Source organism: Streptomyces sp. NPDC034084 (assembly GCF_055575535.1).
The window spans coordinates 688374-704871 of the sequence record NZ_JBVISK010000001.1 but is presented as its reverse complement, the minus strand read 5'-3'; the positions used below and the strand labels follow the sequence as shown (position 1 = coordinate 704871).

Sequence of the window (16498 nt, the reverse complement as noted above, 5' to 3'; positions counted from 1 at the left end):
CCCGCCGGGCCGACAGGCTGAGCGCGGCGCACGTGAGGCACTGGCAAAGACCCGTCACCCGCCCGAAACGGCCCGGCAACGCGCCCCCGTCAGGATCGGTCCATGACGGAGCCGGACAGCACGTGCGACAGCGCCGCCGGGCTGCTCGGCAGGATCAGCGAGCAGCTGGGAACCCAGCTCGGCCACGTGCGTCCGTACGGCCGTCGACCGCGGAAGTACGACGAGGAGGCACGCCCACCGATGAACGTCCCCACTCTCGTCCGACCGGCCACGTCCGGAACCGCCCCCACGCCCGGCGTCCCGCCCCGCACGGCTCCCGCCGGGCCCGCCCCCACGCCCGGCGTCCCGCCCCGCACGGCTCCCGCCGGGCCCGCCCCCACCCTCGTCGCCGTCGGCCACGGCAGCCGCGACCCCCGGGCCCGCGCCACCCTCGGCCGCCTCCTCGACCGCGTCCGCGAACTCCGCCCCGGGCTCGACGTCCGCCTCGCCCACATCGAACTGAACGCCCCGCTCCTCGACGACACCCTCGCGGACCTCGCCGCCGAGGACCGCGACGCCGTACTCGTCCCGCTGCTCTTCGCCCCCGGCCACCACGTCACCCATGACCTGCCGGCCGCCGTCGCCGCCGCGCCCGGCCTCCGCGCCCGCGTCGCCGAGCCGCTCGGCGCCCACCCCCTCCTCGTCGAGGCCCTCGCCGACCGTCTCGCCGAGGCCGGCTGGACCCCCGGCCACGGCGACTCCACCGGCGTCGTCCTCGCCTCCGCCGGGTCCCGCGACCCCCGATCCGGCGCCGAGATCCGCCGGATCGCCGCCCTCCTCGGCGAGCGCCTCGGTGGCGTCCCCGTCGTCCCCGCGTACGCCTCCGCCGCCGCGCCCACCGTCCCCGAAGCCGTCCGCGCGCTCGCCGCCCGGGGCCGCCACCGCGTCGCCGTCGCCTCCTGCTTCACCGCCCCCGGTCTCTTCGCGACCCGCGCCGCCGCCCACGCCCCCCGGCTCGCCGCCGCACCGCTCGGCGACCACCCGGCACTCGCCCGCCTGGTCCTGCACCGCTACGACCGCGCCCGCACAGCCCGTACCACCACCCCCGTACGCGAACTCGCCGCCATCTGAGCGCTTCTGTCGGTCCCTCCGGTTACCTTCGAGGCATGGCAGGCATCGAGGACACCAAGGACAGCGCAGACATCACAGACACCCCCGGATACGACTCCGACGCGACCGCACGCTGGGCCACAGAGCCCGACAAACGCCCCGGCCGCACCGCCTTCCAGCGCGACCGCGCCCGCGTGCTGCACTCCGCCGCGCTCCGCAGACTCGCCGGCAAGACCCAGGTCGTCACCCCCGGCACCCTCCCCCAGGCTTTCGGCTTCGCTCACGCAGGGGGAACCCCGAGCCACGCCTGGGACGCCAGCCCCCGCACCCGGCTCACCCACTCCCTGGAGTGCGCCCAGGTCGGCCGGGAGCTCGGCGCCGCCCTCGGCTGCGACCCCGACCTCGTCGAGGCCGCCTGCCTCTCCCACGACATGGGCCACCCGCCCTTCGGACACAACGGCGAGCAGGCGCTCAACGACGTCGCCAAGGACTGCGGCGGCTTCGAGGGGAACGCCCAGTCGCTCCGGCTCCTCACCCGCATCGAGCCCAAGCGCTTCGTCAAGGACGCCGACGGGGAGCTCGTCAGCGTCGGCCTCAACCTCACCCGCGCCACCCTCGACGCCGCCACCAAGTACCCCTGGGCGCGCGGCGCCCACCCCGAGGACCCCGGCTCGCCCAAGTTCGGCGTGTACGAGGACGACCTGCCCGTCTTCGACTGGATCCGGCAGGGCGCCCCCGCCCACCGCAAGTGCTTCGAGGCCCAGGTCATGGACTGGTCCGACGACGTGGCCTACTCCGTCCACGACTTCGAGGACGGACTGCACGCCGGGCACATCGACCCCGACATGCTCTTCGCCGGGCCCGAGCGCGCCGACGTCTTCGCCGTCGCCGTCGGCCGCTACGTACCGGAGGACACCGACCCGCAGGAGCTCGCCGAAGCCCTCGACCGGCTCGTCGCCCAGGAGTGGTGGCCGCACGGCTACGACGGCTCGGCCGTCGCCCAGGCCCGCCTCAAGGACGCCACCAGCCAGCTTATCGGCCGCTTCTGCCTCGCCGCCGAGGGCGCCACCCGCCAGGCCTGGGGCTCCGGCCGCCTCACCCGCTACGCCGCCGAACTCGTCGTCCCCCGCGCCACCCGCAACGAGTGCGCGGTCCTCAAGGCCGTCGCCGACCGGTACGTGATGCAGCGACCCCAGCAGGAGGCCCTCCGCGCCGACCAGCGCATCGTCGTCGCCGAACTCGCCGAGGCCCTCGTCGCCCGCGCCCCCGACGGACTCGAACCGCAGTTCCGGGCCGCGTTCGACGCGGCCCCCGACGACCGGGCCCGCAAGCGCGTCATCATCGACCAGATCGCCAACCTCACCGACGCCTCCGCCCGCGCCCTCCACGCCCGTCTCCGCACCCGCCAGGGGTAGGTCCTCTTCCGTCACCTCCGTCCGTACGGGACCCTCGCAGGCACGGCCCGGACGGGTACGACGGGACGAACGCCCGGGGGCGTAGGTTGGAACCGGTCGCAACGAGGAGGAAAACGACGTGGTCGACGCAGATCAGACCTTTGTCATCGTCGGCGGGGGCCTGGCAGGGGCCAAAGCGGCGGAGACCCTGCGCGCCGAGGGGTTCAACGGCCGGGTGATCCTCATCGGCGACGAACGCGACCACCCGTACGAGCGCCCACCCCTCTCCAAGGGCTACCTCACCGGCGCCAAGGAGCGCGACAGCGCCTTCGTCCACGAGGCAGCCTGGTACGCGGCGAACGACATCGAGCTCCACCTCGGCCAGCCCGTCACCGCCGTCGACCGCGAGGCCCACACCGTCCGCCTCGGCGACGGCACCGTCATCCGCTACGACAAGCTGCTCCTCGCCACCGGTTCCGAACCGCGCCGGCTCGACGTCCCCGGCACCGAGCTCGCCGGGGTCCACCACCTGCGCCGCCTCGCCCACGCCGACCGGCTCCGCCAGGTCCTCGCCGGCCTCGGCCGGGACAACGGCCACCTCGTGATCGCCGGCGGCGGCTGGATCGGCCTGGAGGTCGCCGCCGCCGCCCGCGGCTACGGCGCCGAGGTCACCGTCGTCGAGGCCGATCCCACCCCGCTGCACCGGGTCCTCGGCCCCGAACTCGGCCAGCTCTTCGCCGACCTGCACAGCGACCACGGCGTCCGCTTCCACTTCGGCGTCCGGCTGACCGAGATCATCGGCCAGGACGGCATGGTCCTCGCCGTCCGCACCGACGACGGCGAGGAGCACCCGGCGCACGCCGTGCTCGCCGCGATCGGCGCCGCCCCCCGTACCGCCCTCGCCGAGAACTCCGGGCTCGCCCTCGTCGACCGGGCCGACGGCGGCGGCGTCGCCGTCGACGAGTCCCTGCGCACCTCCGACCCCGACATCTTCGCCGCCGGTGACGTGGCCGCCGCCCACCACCCGCTCCTGCACACCCGCCTCCGCGTCGAGCACTGGGCCAACGCCCTCAACGGCGGCCCGGCCGCCGCCCGCGCCATGCTCGGGCAGCACGTCTCCTACGACCGCGTCCCCTACTTCTTCTCCGACCAGTACGACCTGGGCATGGAGTACTCCGGCTGGGCGCCCCCCGGCACGTACGACCAGGTCGTGGTCCGCGGCGACACCGGAAAGCGCGAGTTCATCGCCTTCTGGCTCAAGGACCGCCGGGTCCTCGCCGGGATGAACGTGAATGTGTGGGACGTCACAGGCCCGATCCAGGACCTCATCCGGTCCCGTACGGCCGTGGACCCGGAGGCCCTCGCCGACCCCTCCGTACCCCTGGAGAGCCTGATCTGATCCGCCCCGGGCACCCGTAGACTTCATGCGTGGCAGGCAGGATCAACGATGACGACGTGAAGGCGGTACGGGACGCGGTCCCGATCGACGCCGTCGTGTCCGAGTACCTCCAGCTGCGCAACGCGGGCGGCGGCAACCTCAAGGGCCTCTGCCCCTTCCACGACGAGAAGTCGCCCTCCTTCCAGGTCAGCCCCAGCAAGGGACTCTTCCACTGCTTCGGCTGCCAGGAGGGCGGCGACACCATCGCCTTCGTGATGAAGATCGACCACCTCTCCTTCTCGGAGACCGTCGAGCGCCTCGCCGCGAAGGCGGGCATCACCCTGCGGTACGAGGAAGGCGGCTACAACCCCGGCCACCAGCGCGGAGAACGCATCCGCCTGGTCGAGGCCCACAAGATCGCCGCCCAGTACTACGCCGACCAACTCGGCTCCGCCGAGGCCGAGATCGGCCGGAAGTTCCTCGCCGAGCGCGGCTTCGACCAGGCCGCCGCCGAGCACTTCGGCGTCGGCTACTCCCCGGCCGGCTGGGACCACCTCACCCGCTTCCTGCGCGGCAAGGGCTTCTCCGACAAGGAACTGATCCTCTCCGGCCTCTCCCAGGACGGCCGCCGCGGCCCCATCGACCGCTTCCGCGGCCGCCTCATGTGGCCGATCAAGGACGTCGGCGGCGAGATCGTCGGCTTCGGCGCCCGCAAGCTCCGCGACGACGACAACGGCCCCAAGTACCTCAACACGCCCGAGACGCCGATCTACAAGAAGTCCCAGGTGCTCTACGGCATCGACCTGGCCAAGAAGGACATCGCCAAGGTCAGCAGGGCCGTCGTCGTCGAGGGCTACACCGACGTCATGGCCTGCCACCTCGCCGGCGTCACCACGGCCATCGCCACCTGCGGCACCGCCTTCGGCGGCGACCACATCAAGATCCTCCGCCGGCTCCTCATGGACAACGGCTCGGCCCGCGTCATCTTCACCTTCGACGGCGACGCCGCCGGCCAGAAGGCCGCCCTGCGGGCCTTCGAGGACGACCAGAAGTTCGCCGCCGAGACGTACATCGCCATCGCCCCCGACGGCATGGACCCCTGCGAACTCCGCCTCGCCAAGGGCGACGAGGCCGTCGCCGAACTCGTCCAGCCCCGCACCCCGCTCTTCGAGTTCGCCCTCCGCCAGATCGTGCGGCGGTACGACCTGGAGACCCCGGCGGGCCGCGCCGCCGCCCTCGACGAGGCCGCGCCGATCGTCGCGAAGATCAAGAACATCGCCTCCCAGCACGAGGTCGCCGTCCAGCTCGCCGGCATGCTCGGCATCCTCGACACCCAGTTCGTGGTCCGGCGGGTCGCCCAGATCGCCCGCTGGCAGCGGCAGGGCGGCGAGCAGGGCCCGAGCCGCCGGCCCTCCCCGCGGACGTACGACACCCCGCCCCCGGCCGCCGCCTCCCCGGGCCCCGCGCTCAACCTGCGCAGCCCCGCCCACCGCACCGAGCGCGAGCTCCTCAAGCTCGCCCTCCAGCGGCCCGAACTCGTCTCCCCGGCCTTCGACGCGTACGGCGCCGACGAGTTCACCGCCCCGCCCTACGCCGCCGTCCGCCAGTGCATCCAGGACGCGGGCGGCGCCACCGGCGCCCCCTCCGACTACCTCGACGCCGTCCGCGAGGCCGCCCCCAACGACTCGGTCCGGGCCCTCGTCACCGAGCTCGCCGTCGAGACGATCTTCGCCAAGACCGTCGACGAGGCCTACGCCGGCGACCAGCTCGTCACCGTCCGCCTCCGCGCCGTCGACCGCCGCATCCGCGACGTCCAGGGCACCCTGGCCCGGCTCGGCCCGAACGGCGACCCCGAGCGGGTCGCCGCCGTGCAGAACGAGCTCTGGGTCCTCACCCAGTACGGGCAGTCCCTCCGGAACAACGGCGCCGCGGCCCTCTGACGCCCGCTCGTACGTTCCGTCACGCCCCGGTCTCAAAAAGTCACCGCACGCCCCTCGTGGCGGCGATGTGTCGTACCCCACACTGGATGACGGTGCCGTTCCGCTCCTCCTGGAGGTCGCCCGCCGTGCAGACCGAGACCCGGACCGTGTCGCAGGAGCCGTCCCCCGACGAACCGGAAGGACTGCCCGAGGTCCCGCCCCAGCGCCGCCGCACCGGCGACCTCGGCGGCAACGGCCCCTCGTCCGACCTCTTCCGCCAGTACCTGCGCGAGATCGGCCGCATCCCGCTGCTCAGCGCCGAGGAGGAGGTCGAACTCGCCCGCCGCGTCGAGGCCGGGCTCTTCGCCGAGGAGAAGCTCGCCAACACCCCCGACCTGGACAGCCGGTTGGCGAGCGACCTGGACCGGCTCGTCGTCCTCGGCCGGATCGCCAAGCGCAAGCTGATCGAGGCCAACCTCCGCCTCGTCGTCTCCGTCGCCAAACGGTACGTGGGCCGCGGCCTCACCATGCTCGACCTCGTCCAGGAGGGAAACCTGGGCCTGATCAGGGCCGTCGAGAAGTTCGACTACGCGCGCGGCTACAAGTTCTCCACGTACGCCACCTGGTGGATCCGCCAGGCCATGTCCCGGGCCCTCGCCGACCAGGCCCGGACCATCCGCGTCCCCGTCCACGTCGTCGAACTCATCAACCGGGTCATCCGCGTCCAGCGCCGCATGCTCCAGGAGCGCGGCTACGAGCCCACCGCCGAAGAGGTCGCCGCCCAGCTCGACGTGGCCCCCGAGCGGGTCGGCGAGGTCCTCCGGCTCGCCCAGGAACCCGTCTCCCTGCACGCCCCCGTCGGCGAGGAGGAGGACGTCGCCTTCGGCGACCTCATCGAGGACGGCGACGCCGCCTCACCCGTCGAGTCCGCCGCCTTCCTGCTGCTCCGCCGGCACCTGGAGGACGTCCTCTCCACCCTCGGCGAACGCGAACGGAAGGTGGTCCAGCTCCGCTACGGCCTCGACGACGGCCGGCCCCGCACCCTGGAGGAGATAGGGCGCATCTTCGGCGTGACGCGCGAACGCATCCGCCAGATCGAGTCCAAGACCCTCAACAAACTCCGCGACCACGCCTACGCCGACCAGCTGCGCGGTTATCTGGACTAGAAGCAGGGGCCCGCACCGCACACGGTGCGGCACGGGCCACTGCGAGCCGTCAACCGGTTCAGTCGACCTCGGCGACCGCCTGCGCGAACTGCGCCGCGTACAGCCGGGCATAGGCGCCACCCGAGGCCAACAGCTCCTCGTGCGTGCCCTGTTCGACGATCGAGCCGTTCTCCATCACCAGGATCACGTCCGCGTCCCGGATCGTGGAGAGCCGGTGCGCGATGACGAAGCTCGTCCGGCCGTGGGCCAGGCGCGCCATCGCCTTCTGGATGAGGACCTCGGTGCGGGTGTCGACCGAGCTGGTCGCCTCGTCCAGGACGAGGATCACCGGATCGGAGAGGAACGCCCGCGCGATGGTGATCAGCTGCTTCTCACCCGCGCTGACCCCCGCCCCGTCGTCCTCGATCACCGTGTCGTACCCCTCGGGCAGGGTCCGGATGAACCGGTCGGCGTGCGCGGCGCGCGCCGCCGCCTCGACCTCGGCCCGGGTCACCGGGCGCGTGGCGCCGTACGCGATGTTGTCCGCGATGGTGCCGCCGAAGAGCCAGGTGTCCTGGAGGACCATGCCGATGCCCTTGCGCAGCTCCTCGCGGGACATCTGCGCTATGTCCACGCCGTCCAGGGTGATCCGGCCGCCCGTCACCTCGTAGAACCGCATCAGCAGGTTCACCAGGGTCGTCTTGCCGGCGCCGGTCGGGCCGACGATCGCGACCGTCTGACCCGGGTCCACCGTGACCGACAGGTCCTCGATGAGCGGCTTGTCCTCCTCGTAACGGAAGGAGACGCCCTCCAGGGCGACCTTGCCCTTGAGGTCCAGCGGCTTCTCGCTCGTCGGCGCGTCCGGCTCCTGCTCCTCGGCGTCGAGCAGCTCGAAGATCCGCTCCGCCGAGGCGACACCCGACTGCACCAGGTTCGCCATCGACGCGACCTGCGTCAGCGGCATCGAGAACTGGCGCGAGTACTGGATGAAGGCCTGCACGTCACCGATGGACAGGCTGCCGGTCGCCACCCGCAGACCGCCGACCACGGCCACCAGGACGTAGTTGATGTTCGAGACGAAGAACATCACCGGCTGCATCACACCGCTGTTGAACTGCGCCCTGAACCCGGCCTCGTACAGGGCCTCGTTCTGCTCGCGGAAGTCGTTCGCGGACTCCTCCTGCCGGCCGAAGACCTTCACCAGGCTGTGCCCGGTGTACATCTCCTCCACGTGCGCGTTGAGCGCGCCCGTCGACTTCCACTGCTGCACGAAGTGCGGCTGCGAGCGCTTGCCGATCTTCGCCGCGACGAACACCGAGACCGGCACCGTCACCAGCGCCACCAGCGCCAGCAGCGGCGAGATCCAGAACATCATCCCGAGCACGCCGACGATCGTGAGCAGCGAGTTGATCAGCTGGCCCATCGACTGCTGGAGCGTCTGCGAGATGTTGTCGATGTCGTTGGTCGCCCGGGACAGCACCTCACCGCGCTTCGCCTTGTCGAAGTACGAGAGGGGGAGCCGCGCCAGCTTCGTCTGGACGTCCTCCCGCATCCGGTAGACCGTCCGGTTGATCACCTTGATCGACAGGCGGGTCGAGACCAGCATGAGCAGGCCCGCCGCCACGTAGACCGCGAGGACCCACAGCAGGACCCCGCCGACCGCGCCGAAGTCGATCCCCTGCCCGGGGGTGAAGTCGACCCCGGACAGCATGTCGGCCATGCCGCCGTCGCCGTCGGCGCGGAGCTTCTCCAGGGCCTGTGCCTTCGTGACGCCCTCGGGCATGCCGCGCCCGACGACGCCCGCGAAGATCAGGTCCGTCGCCCCGCCGAGGATCTTCGGTCCGACCACGGAGGCCGCCACCGACAGCACGCCGGCTGCCAGCATCAGCCAGAGCGTGCCGCGCTCGGGCGCCAGCTGCTTGAGCAGCCGCTTGCCCGAGCCCTTGAAGTCCATGGACCGCTCACCGGACTGGCCCATCATCATGCGTCCGCCAGGACCGGCCATCAGGCTGCCTCCGCCTCGGTCAGCTGGGAGAGCACGATCTCCCGGTACGTCTCGTTCTCCGCCATCAGCTCACTGTGCCGTCCGGTGCCCACGACCCGGCCCTCGTCGAGGACCACGATCCGGTCGGCGTCGCGGATGGTCGACACCCGCTGGGCGACGATCACCACGGTCGAGTCCGCCGTCTCCCGGGCCAGCGCGGCCCGGAGCAGGGCGTCCGTCTCGTAGTCGAGCGCGGAGAAGGAGTCGTCGAAGAGGTAGATCTCCGGCCGCTGCACGAGCGTCCGCGCGATCGCGAGCCGCTGCCGCTGCCCGCCGGAGACATTGGTGCCGCCCTGCGCGATCGGCGCGTTCAGACCGTTCTCCAGCTTGCGCACGAAGTCGGCCGCCTGGGCGACCTCCAGGGCGTGCCAGAGCTCCTCGTCGGTCGCGTCGGGCTTCCCGTACCGCAGGTTCGTCGCCACCGTCCCCGAGAACAGGTACGGCTTCTGCGGGACGAGCCCCACGGTCCTCGCCATCAGCTTCGGGTCGAGCTTCCGCACGTCCACGCCGTCGACGAGTACCTCGCCGCCGGTGGCGTCGAAGAGCCGGGGCACCAGGCCGAGCAGCGTCGACTTGCCGCTGCCCGTCGACCCGATGATCGCGGTCGTCTCACCGGGGCGGGCGACGAGCGCCACGTCCTTGAGGACCGACTCCTCCGCGCCCGGGTACCGGAAGTCCGCGCTCCTGACCTCCAGGTGACCGCGCCGCAGCAGCTTCGTCACCGGCTCTGCCGGCGGCACGACGCTCGTCTCCGTCCCGAGGACCTCCTCGATGCGCTCCGCGCAGACCTCGGCGCGCGGCACCATCATGAACATGAAGGTCGCCATCATCACGGCCATCACGATCTGCATCAGATAGGCGAGGAAGGCGGTCAGCGCGCCGATCTCCATCCCGCCGCTGTCGATGCGGTGCGCGCCGAACCAGACCACGGCCACGCTGGAGACGTTCACGACGGTCATCACCGTCGGGAACATCAGCGCCATCAGCCGCCCGGTCGCCAGCGACACGTCGGTCAGCTCGCCGTTGGCGCCGCGGAAGCGCTCCTCCTCGTACCCGTCCTTCACGAAGGCGCGGATGACCCGGTTGCCGGTGATCTGCTCGCGCAGCACCCGGTTCACCGTGTCGAGCCGCTCCTGCATGGTCCGGAACAGCGGGCGCATCCGCCGCACGATCAGCGAAACGGCGACGCCGAGGACCGGCACCACGGCGAGCAGCACGCCCGACAGGGGAACGTCCTGGCCGAGCGCCATCACGATGCCGCCGACACACATGATGGGCGCGGAGACCATCAGGGTGAACGCCATCAGGACCAGCATCTGGACCTGCTGGACGTCGTTGGTCGTACGGGTGATCAGCGAGGGCGCGCCGAAGTGGCCGAGCTCCCGGGCGGAGAAGGACTGCACCCGGTCGAAGACCGCGCCGCGCACGTCCCGGCCGAGCGCCGAGGCGGTCCGCGCGCCGTGGTACACGGCCCCGATGTTGCACACGACCTGGACGACGGAGACGCCGACCATCAGGGCGCCGAAGCGCAGGATGTAGCCGGTGTCCCCGTTGACGACACCGTTGTCGATGATGTCGGCGTTCAGGGTCGGCAGGTAGAGGCTCGCGCACGTCTGCAGGAACTGCAGCAGGACGAGCAGCGCGATGGGTTTTCGATAGGGCCGGAGGTGGGTTCGGAGAAGTCTTATGAGCACGGCTCCTACTATCGCCCGCACCGCCGAGACGTTACGACTCGGTTTATGGGGCGCGCCCGGAGCCCTGGGCAAGACTTTACGAACCGGAGCCCCGCGGGACCGGCGGCTCTACGAACCACGGCTCCACGGAACGGAGTTCCCAGGAACGGGGGGCTCTCCGCGTCGGCGGCCTCACGACCCGAACGCGCCCGGGTGGATCTGCTCCCGCGTCGCCACGTACTGCTGCCGCACGGCCTGCCCGGCCGACAGTTCCTCGCCGGGCTCCAGGATCTGCGCGACCGCGCCCTGCCAGGCCGGAGGAGCGGACGGCGAGAGCGTGCCGCGCGCCACGCCGAGCGCCCACGCGGCCTGCCGGGCAGCGCCGAGCGCCGCGTAGTCGGCCGGCTGGGGGACGACGACCTGGGCGCCGAAGAGCGCCGGCGCGAGCGCCTGCACCGCCGGCAGCGCGGCCGCCGCACCGAGCAGGAAGACCCGCCGTACCTCGACGCCCCGCCCGCGCAGCACGTCCATGGCGTCGGTCAGCGCGCAGAGCATCCCCTCGAACGCCGCGCGCGCCAGGTGCTCGGGCTTCATCGCCTCCCGGCGCAGCCCGCTGAGCGTGCCCGCCGTGTGCGGCAGGTCCGGGGTCCGCTCGCCCTCCAGGTAGGGCAGCAGGACGAGCCCGGACGCGCCGGGCGTCGACTTCAGCGCGAGCGCCGACAGCTCGTCGAGGGACTCCAGCCCGAGCATCTCGGCGGTGCCGCGCAGCGCCCGTACCGCGTTCGAGGTGGAGACGACGGGCAGGTGCATGCCGGTGGCGTCGGCGAAGGAGGTGATCATGCCCTTGGGGTCGGCGAGGGCCTCGTGGTGCACGGCCATCACGGAGCCGGAGGCCCCGAGCGAGACCACCGCGTCACCGGGACCGAGGCCGAGCCCGAGCGCGGCGGCCATCGTCTCGCCGGTGCCGGCGGAGACGAGGAGCCCCTCGGGGGTGATCCCGGCGGCTTCGGAGGGCCCGAGGACCTCGGGCAGCACGGCCTGGTGCCCGAGCGCCAGGTCGACGAGGTCGGGCCGGTAGGCCCCGGTCCGCGCCGACCAGTAGCCGGTGCCGGAGGCGGCGCCGCGGTCGGTGGTGCGGCGGACGGGGCGGCCGAGAAGCTGCCAGACGAGCCAGTCGTGGGGCTGGAGGACCATGGCGACGCGCCGGGCGTGCTCCGGCTCCGTACGGGCCAGCCAGCGCAGCTTGGCGACCGGCTGTCCGGCGCCGGGCACGCAGCCGACGGCCTCGGCCCAGGCCTGCCGGCCGCCGAGCGACTCGACGAGGTCGGCGGCGGCGACCTGGGCCCGCTTGTCGTTGCGGACGAGCGCGGGCCGGACCAGGCCGCCCTGCGCGTCGAGCGGCACGAGCCCGTGCTGCTGCGCGGAGACACCGATCGCCTCCACGCCCTCGAGGAGGCCGCCGCCGGCGGCCTCCCCGAGCGAGAGCAGCCAGTTCTGCGGATCGACGTCGACGGCCTTCGGCTCGCCGGGATGCGCGGCGTACCCCTGCCGCAGTACGGCACCCGTGTCCGTGTCACAGACGACGATGCGCGTGAACTCCGTTGAGCTGTCCAGTCCGGCGACTATCCCCATGACACATGATTCTGCCGCACGCGACGGGTTCAGGTGTTGGTTGTGCCCCAGTCCTCCTCTTCGACCTTTCCGTTGACCCGGCCGCGGTCCCGGAGCGCGTGGACCCGGTCCGTCACGGAGGACGGCAGCCGGTCACCCACCTTGTCGCCCACGAGGTGCGCCGCCTTGCCCGCGGCCTGGCGCCCGGTCTGGGCGGCGGACTCGGCGGCGTTCCGCACGGCCGGGTTCTGCGCGATCCGTGTCGCGGACTTCTTCATCTGTTCGTAGCGCTCGCGTCCGGCCCGCGTGCCGACCACGAAACCGAGGGCGAGTCCCACGACGAACGTCAGCTTGTACCGCACGGCTGCGATCCTTCCCTGGAGGCCCTGGGGATACCGATTGGCGGAGCACCCCCCTGCTTGCGCTAATGTATGTCTCGCAGCGAGCGAGCGCCGCCCGGCAAGGTCCGAGGCGGATCCGATCGGTGCAAACGCAGCAATCCCCTGTAGCTCAATTGGCAGAGCAGCCGGCTGTTAACCGGCAGGTTACTGGTTCGAGTCCAGTCGGGGGAGCGCGATCCCCTGTAGCTCAATTGGCAGAGCATTCGGCTGTTAACCGGAGGGTTGCTGGTTCGAGTCCAGCCGGGGGAGCCAGACGGAAGAGGACCCTTCGGGGTCCTTTTTCGCGTCCCCGGGAACCGTGCGGCGCCCGGCGCGGTCTTCATGGTCGAGCAGAGCCGATCATCCGAAGCAGGAGATCGTATGAGCGGCTATGCTGCGGCAGACGGCGCGCACACTTGTACGCGCCTCACCGTACGGGGCGGTAGCTCAGCCGGTTAGAGCAGCGGACTCATAATCCGTCGGCCGTGGGTTCGAGTCCCACCCGCCCCACCAGAGAAACACGTTCTGACCCGCGCAAACGCCCCTGAAGGCGTGTTCTCGCGTGCGGCGCTTGCCTCTCACCGGTGAGGCGAGGCGGGCGCCCCTGGTCTGCCCCACCAGGTCCCGGCCGTCTTGATTTGGTCAAGGCGGGGCGTGAGGGTGGAGACGCGACGATGATCCCACGACGATCCCACCGATCCCGGGTGTGACACGCCGCACACCATGCCGAAACTCTGTGCCCTCGGCGATGACGGCGGCCGCAGCGCCGACCATCCCGCAGGTGGTGCGTCCGTGAGGCGCCGTGAGCCGCGTTACGCCGCTGCCGGGGCGAAGGGATGCAGTTCGTCGGAGCCGGGCTGGACCACCCCGTAGGTGCTTTCCGGTACTTCGTTCCACGCGCCCGGCAGGTCGCCGAGGGGCTCGGACACGATGAGGCGGGTCTCCTCGGAGACGTCCTGCAGGAACGTGACATCAGGATGCAGTCTGCGCAGCGCCTCCACCCGGCTGCTGTAGAACAGGGACCGGGAGGTGTGTCCGCTGGAGTAGCGGAAGGCCCAGGTGCGTTCCCCGTCGGTGATGGCGAGCGTCATCTGGAGGGGAGACTCCACGCCGTGTTCGCGACCGACGCGCTCCACCACTCCCGCCATCCGGGCGACGGCGGCGGGCGGGTCCTGGTCGAGGCCGAAGGTGAGAGTCAGATTGAACATGACCTCGGAGTCCGTCGTCCCCTCGATGTCGGCGTACAACCCGGGGTCGATGAGCATGGTGAGGTCGCGGCGCATGAGGTGGAACCCCGTGATGGCGCCGTTGTGCATGAACATCCAGCGGCCGTGCCGGAACGGGTGGCAGTTCGACTGTTGCACCGCGGTTCCGGTCGACGCCCGGATGTGGGCGAAGAACAGAGGGGAGTGGACGTGGTCCGCCAGTTCCCGCAGGTTCCTGTTGTTCCAGGCGGGGCCGATGTCCCTGAAAAGGGCCGGGGATTCGTTGCTCCCCGTGTACCAGCCGACGCCGAACCCATCACCGTTGGTGGTCTCCACGCCGAGTTTCGAGTGCAGGCTCTGGTCGATCAGCGAGTGAGCGGGTCTGTACAGAATGGTGTCGAGCAAAAGGGGAGTTCCCGAATAAGCGAGCCATCGGCACATAGGTCACCACCTTGATCCCTGCCGTGTTCCGGGTCGGGGAATCCGCCGTTTCCGGCGGAGCCCGGCGCCTTTCCGTGGCTCCGCGAGACGACTTCGAAGGGTATCGTCTCCGGCCTTCTCATTTTCAGCTCCTTCGTCGGGTGGCGCCACGCGCGCCTCCCCGGCGCCGGCACGATCACGCCCGTGGCCGGCCGGCCCCGCAGGAGGGTTCTGACGGTCCCGCCCGGCTCAGGCGTCCGTCCGGACGAGCGGGTACGCCTCGCCGCCGGTCCGCTCGACCCACCGGAGCCGGTCGTGCACCCGGCCCGGTGGCCGGGCCCGCGGCGGTTCTACGGTGGAGCCTGTCAGGAGCGATCCCTCCTGAGCGAGTCCCTGATGCCACGAGCGCGTTCGCGGACGTCCCTCACGGCTTCACGGGCCTTCGCCCTCGCCTGGTCGGTCCTGCCTTCCGACTCGAGCCTCTGGTCGCCGGTGATCTTTCCGGTGATCTCCTTGATCCTGCCTTTGAACTTGTCCGTGACGCCGCTCATGTCCGTACTTCCTTCGGATCGTTTCATCCGGCCATCTGTCGACGCCGCACGCACGGTGGTGTCCACTCGCCGTCGTATTCCCCTTTCTTGTGTGCCGCTTCGGCGGGTTCCGGGTTCCGCGCGCACCGGGTCGATCTCACTCCGGATCTCGTCCGGAATGCGCAGGCTCAACTGCCGTGACCGATGTTCCACTCGATTTCCCCACCGTCTTTCTGGGCCGTCGTGAGTACCATGATCTGTTCTGTGACTTTGTGTTTCTCTTTCCTTTCGCTCACCGAGGACGAGTGGTGCCGGATGAAGTGGCAAGAGGGGTGGTCGGGGGGAGGCGGGAGGCGGTGAAGAGTCCGACGACGGCCGTCAGGGCGAGGGTGGCCATGGCCGCGGCGTAGGCGTTCTCGGTCAGGTCGGCCACGAGGATGGTGCCGGCGATGGCGGCACCGAAGGTGGAGCCGAGATTGGAGACGCTCCGCGAGAGGCCGGAGATCTCACCCTGCTGTTCTTCCGGAAAGGCGGACTGGACCACGTTGACGGACGGAGTGAGCATGACGCCGAGTCCCAGGCCGATCAGCAGGAGGCCGGGCGCGAAGGCCCACGGGCTCGGCGTGCCCGCCACCAGGGCGATCAGGACACCCGTTCCGGCGATCGTGAGGACGAAGCCGGCCATGATCAGTGTCCGCTGAGGAAGACGTCTGGCGAGGCGTTCCGCCGCGAGCGAGGAGAAGAGCAGTCCGAGGGTGGCCGCGCTGAAGATGACGCCGGTCTCGACGGCGTCGTAGCCGCGGACGACCTGGAGGTAGGTGGCCACCGTGAAGGACGTGCCCATGAGCAGCAGCCACTGGGCGTTCTGTGTGATCAAACCGAGATTGGACGCGCGTTCACGAAAGAGGCTGGTGGACAGCAGGGGTTCTCTTCCGGCACGCTCCTGGCCGCGGATCCAGTGGAGGAACCAGGCCAGCAGGAGGACGCCGACAGCGAGGAGGACGATCATCAGGATCAGGTCGTCGTCGGCGGCGAGGATGCCCAGGACGATCAGTACCAACCCGCCCGCGGACAGGACCGCGCCCATGACGTCGAAGCGGCGGTGGGGGTCGGGCGGCAGGGGGTCGTCGACGGCTCGGCTCAGGACGATGATCAGCGCGATGACGAGGGCCTGGAAGGCGAAGGCCCGCCCGCCAGCTGATCGCGGAGGTGATGAGCCCGCCGATCAGCGGCCCCGCGGCGGCCCCGATCCCTCCGGCGGCCATGATCACGCCGAAGGCGCGGGCCCGGGAGGTGAGGTCGGTGAAGAGCAGTGTGGTGAGGATGTACACGGGTGGGATGAGCAGGGCGGTGCCGATGCCTTCGAGGATCGAGTTGCCGAGGATCAATACGCCGATCCCGGGCGCCACGGCGCTGAGGACGGCGCCGACGCCGTAGACCGCCAGGCCGACGAGGAAGACGCGTTTGCGGCCGAAGCGGTCCGTCGCCTTGCCTCCGGGGATCATGAGCGCGGCCATGACCAGGAGGAACAGGGTGATCACGATCTGAACGCCCTGGACGGTGGTGTCCAGGTCGTTGCTGATGTCGTTGATCATCACGTTCATGTTGGAGCCGGCGAAGCTGCAGATGAACTGCGCCAGCGCGAGCGGTGCGAGCATCCGCGGTCCGACGCGGCGGGTGCGAGGGCGCCGGTCGGAGGCAGCATCGTCG

General features: G+C 71.0%; 12 protein-coding genes, 3 tRNA genes and 1 pseudogene. 8 read left to right on the top strand and 8 right to left on the bottom strand.

What is annotated here, in order from left to right:
* Window positions 1-102 precede the first annotated feature (102 nt).
* The 5 genes from ACZ51I_RS03255 (at window position 103) to ACZ51I_RS03235 (ending at window position 6946) form a co-directional block, all read left to right on the top strand.
* The gene (locus tag ACZ51I_RS03255; RefSeq protein WP_468871165.1) at window positions 103-1110 is read left to right on the top strand and encodes a sirohydrochlorin chelatase; all 1008 of its coding nucleotides are present in this window, start codon (window positions 103-105) and stop codon (window positions 1108-1110) included.
* A gap of 35 nt (window positions 1111-1145) precedes the next feature.
* On the top strand, window positions 1146-2504 hold the full coding sequence (locus ACZ51I_RS03250; protein WP_468871164.1) for a deoxyguanosinetriphosphate triphosphohydrolase: 1359 nt from the start codon (window positions 1146-1148) through the stop codon (window positions 2502-2504).
* Window positions 2505-2622: 118 nt separating this feature from the next.
* Window positions 2623-3882, top strand: a complete 1260-nt coding sequence (locus tag ACZ51I_RS03245; RefSeq protein ID WP_468871163.1) for an NAD(P)/FAD-dependent oxidoreductase — start codon at window positions 2623-2625, stop codon at window positions 3880-3882.
* A gap of 29 nt (window positions 3883-3911) precedes the next feature.
* On the top strand, window positions 3912-5801 hold the full coding sequence (gene dnaG, locus ACZ51I_RS03240) for a DNA primase (protein WP_468871162.1): 1890 nt from the start codon (window positions 3912-3914) through the stop codon (window positions 5799-5801).
* A gap of 65 nt (window positions 5802-5866) precedes the next feature.
* On the top strand, window positions 5867-6946 hold the full coding sequence (locus tag ACZ51I_RS03235; RefSeq protein WP_468871161.1) for an RNA polymerase sigma factor: 1080 nt from the start codon (window positions 5867-5869) through the stop codon (window positions 6944-6946).
* Window positions 6947-7004: 58 nt separating this feature from the next.
* Here ACZ51I_RS03235 and ACZ51I_RS03230 read toward each other — a convergent pair whose 3' ends face one another.
* The 4 genes from ACZ51I_RS03230 to ACZ51I_RS03215 all read right to left on the bottom strand — a co-directional run bounded on the left by ACZ51I_RS03230 (window position 7005) and on the right by ACZ51I_RS03215 (window position 12615).
* Entirely contained in the window at window positions 7005-8930 is a 1926-nt protein-coding gene (locus tag ACZ51I_RS03230; RefSeq protein ID WP_468871160.1) for an ABC transporter ATP-binding protein, read from the bottom strand.
* Entirely contained in the window at window positions 8930-10663 is a 1734-nt protein-coding gene (locus tag ACZ51I_RS03225) for an ABC transporter ATP-binding protein (RefSeq protein ID WP_468871159.1), read from the bottom strand. The genes ACZ51I_RS03230 and ACZ51I_RS03225 overlap by 1 nt, the downstream gene beginning before the upstream one ends.
* Window positions 10664-10834: 171 nt before the next feature.
* Window positions 10835-12274, bottom strand: coding sequence for an FGGY family carbohydrate kinase (locus ACZ51I_RS03220; RefSeq protein ID WP_468871158.1), 1440 nt, complete (start codon window positions 12272-12274; stop codon window positions 10835-10837).
* Between the two features lie 29 nt (window positions 12275-12303).
* Complete coding sequence (locus ACZ51I_RS03215) at window positions 12304-12615, bottom strand: YtxH domain-containing protein (protein ID WP_468871157.1); 312 nt, start codon at window positions 12613-12615, stop codon at window positions 12304-12306.
* A gap of 137 nt (window positions 12616-12752) precedes the next feature.
* Between ACZ51I_RS03215 and ACZ51I_RS03210 the strand changes: the two genes are divergently transcribed.
* The 3 genes from ACZ51I_RS03210 (at window position 12753) to ACZ51I_RS03200 (ending at window position 13146) form a co-directional block, all read left to right on the top strand.
* Window positions 12753-12825: transfer RNA gene (locus tag ACZ51I_RS03210), tRNA-Asn, on the top strand.
* 5 nt (window positions 12826-12830) lie between these two features.
* Window positions 12831-12906, top strand: a tRNA-Asn gene (locus tag ACZ51I_RS03205).
* 163 nt (window positions 12907-13069) lie between these two features.
* Window positions 13070-13146, top strand: a tRNA-Ile gene (locus ACZ51I_RS03200).
* Window positions 13147-13445: 299 nt separating this feature from the next.
* Here ACZ51I_RS03200 and ACZ51I_RS03195 read toward each other — a convergent pair.
* The 4 genes and pseudogenes from ACZ51I_RS03195 to ACZ51I_RS03180 form a co-directional block, all read right to left on the bottom strand.
* On the bottom strand, window positions 13446-14279 hold the full coding sequence (locus ACZ51I_RS03195) for a class II glutamine amidotransferase (RefSeq protein WP_468871155.1): 834 nt from the start codon (window positions 14277-14279) through the stop codon (window positions 13446-13448).
* Between the two features lie 344 nt (window positions 14280-14623).
* Window positions 14624-14809: a CsbD family protein gene (locus ACZ51I_RS03190; protein WP_468871154.1), complete on the bottom strand. Its 186-nt coding sequence runs from the start codon at window positions 14807-14809 to the stop codon at window positions 14624-14626.
* A gap of 271 nt (window positions 14810-15080) precedes the next feature.
* Window positions 15081-15875, bottom strand: a complete 795-nt coding sequence (locus tag ACZ51I_RS03185) for an MFS transporter (protein ID WP_468871153.1) — start codon at window positions 15873-15875, stop codon at window positions 15081-15083.
* A 241-nt stretch (window positions 15876-16116) separates the two neighbouring features.
* Window positions 16117-16383, bottom strand: a pseudogene (locus ACZ51I_RS03180) (MFS transporter); the annotation flags it as partial.
* Between the last annotated feature and the right edge of the window lie 115 nt (window positions 16384-16498).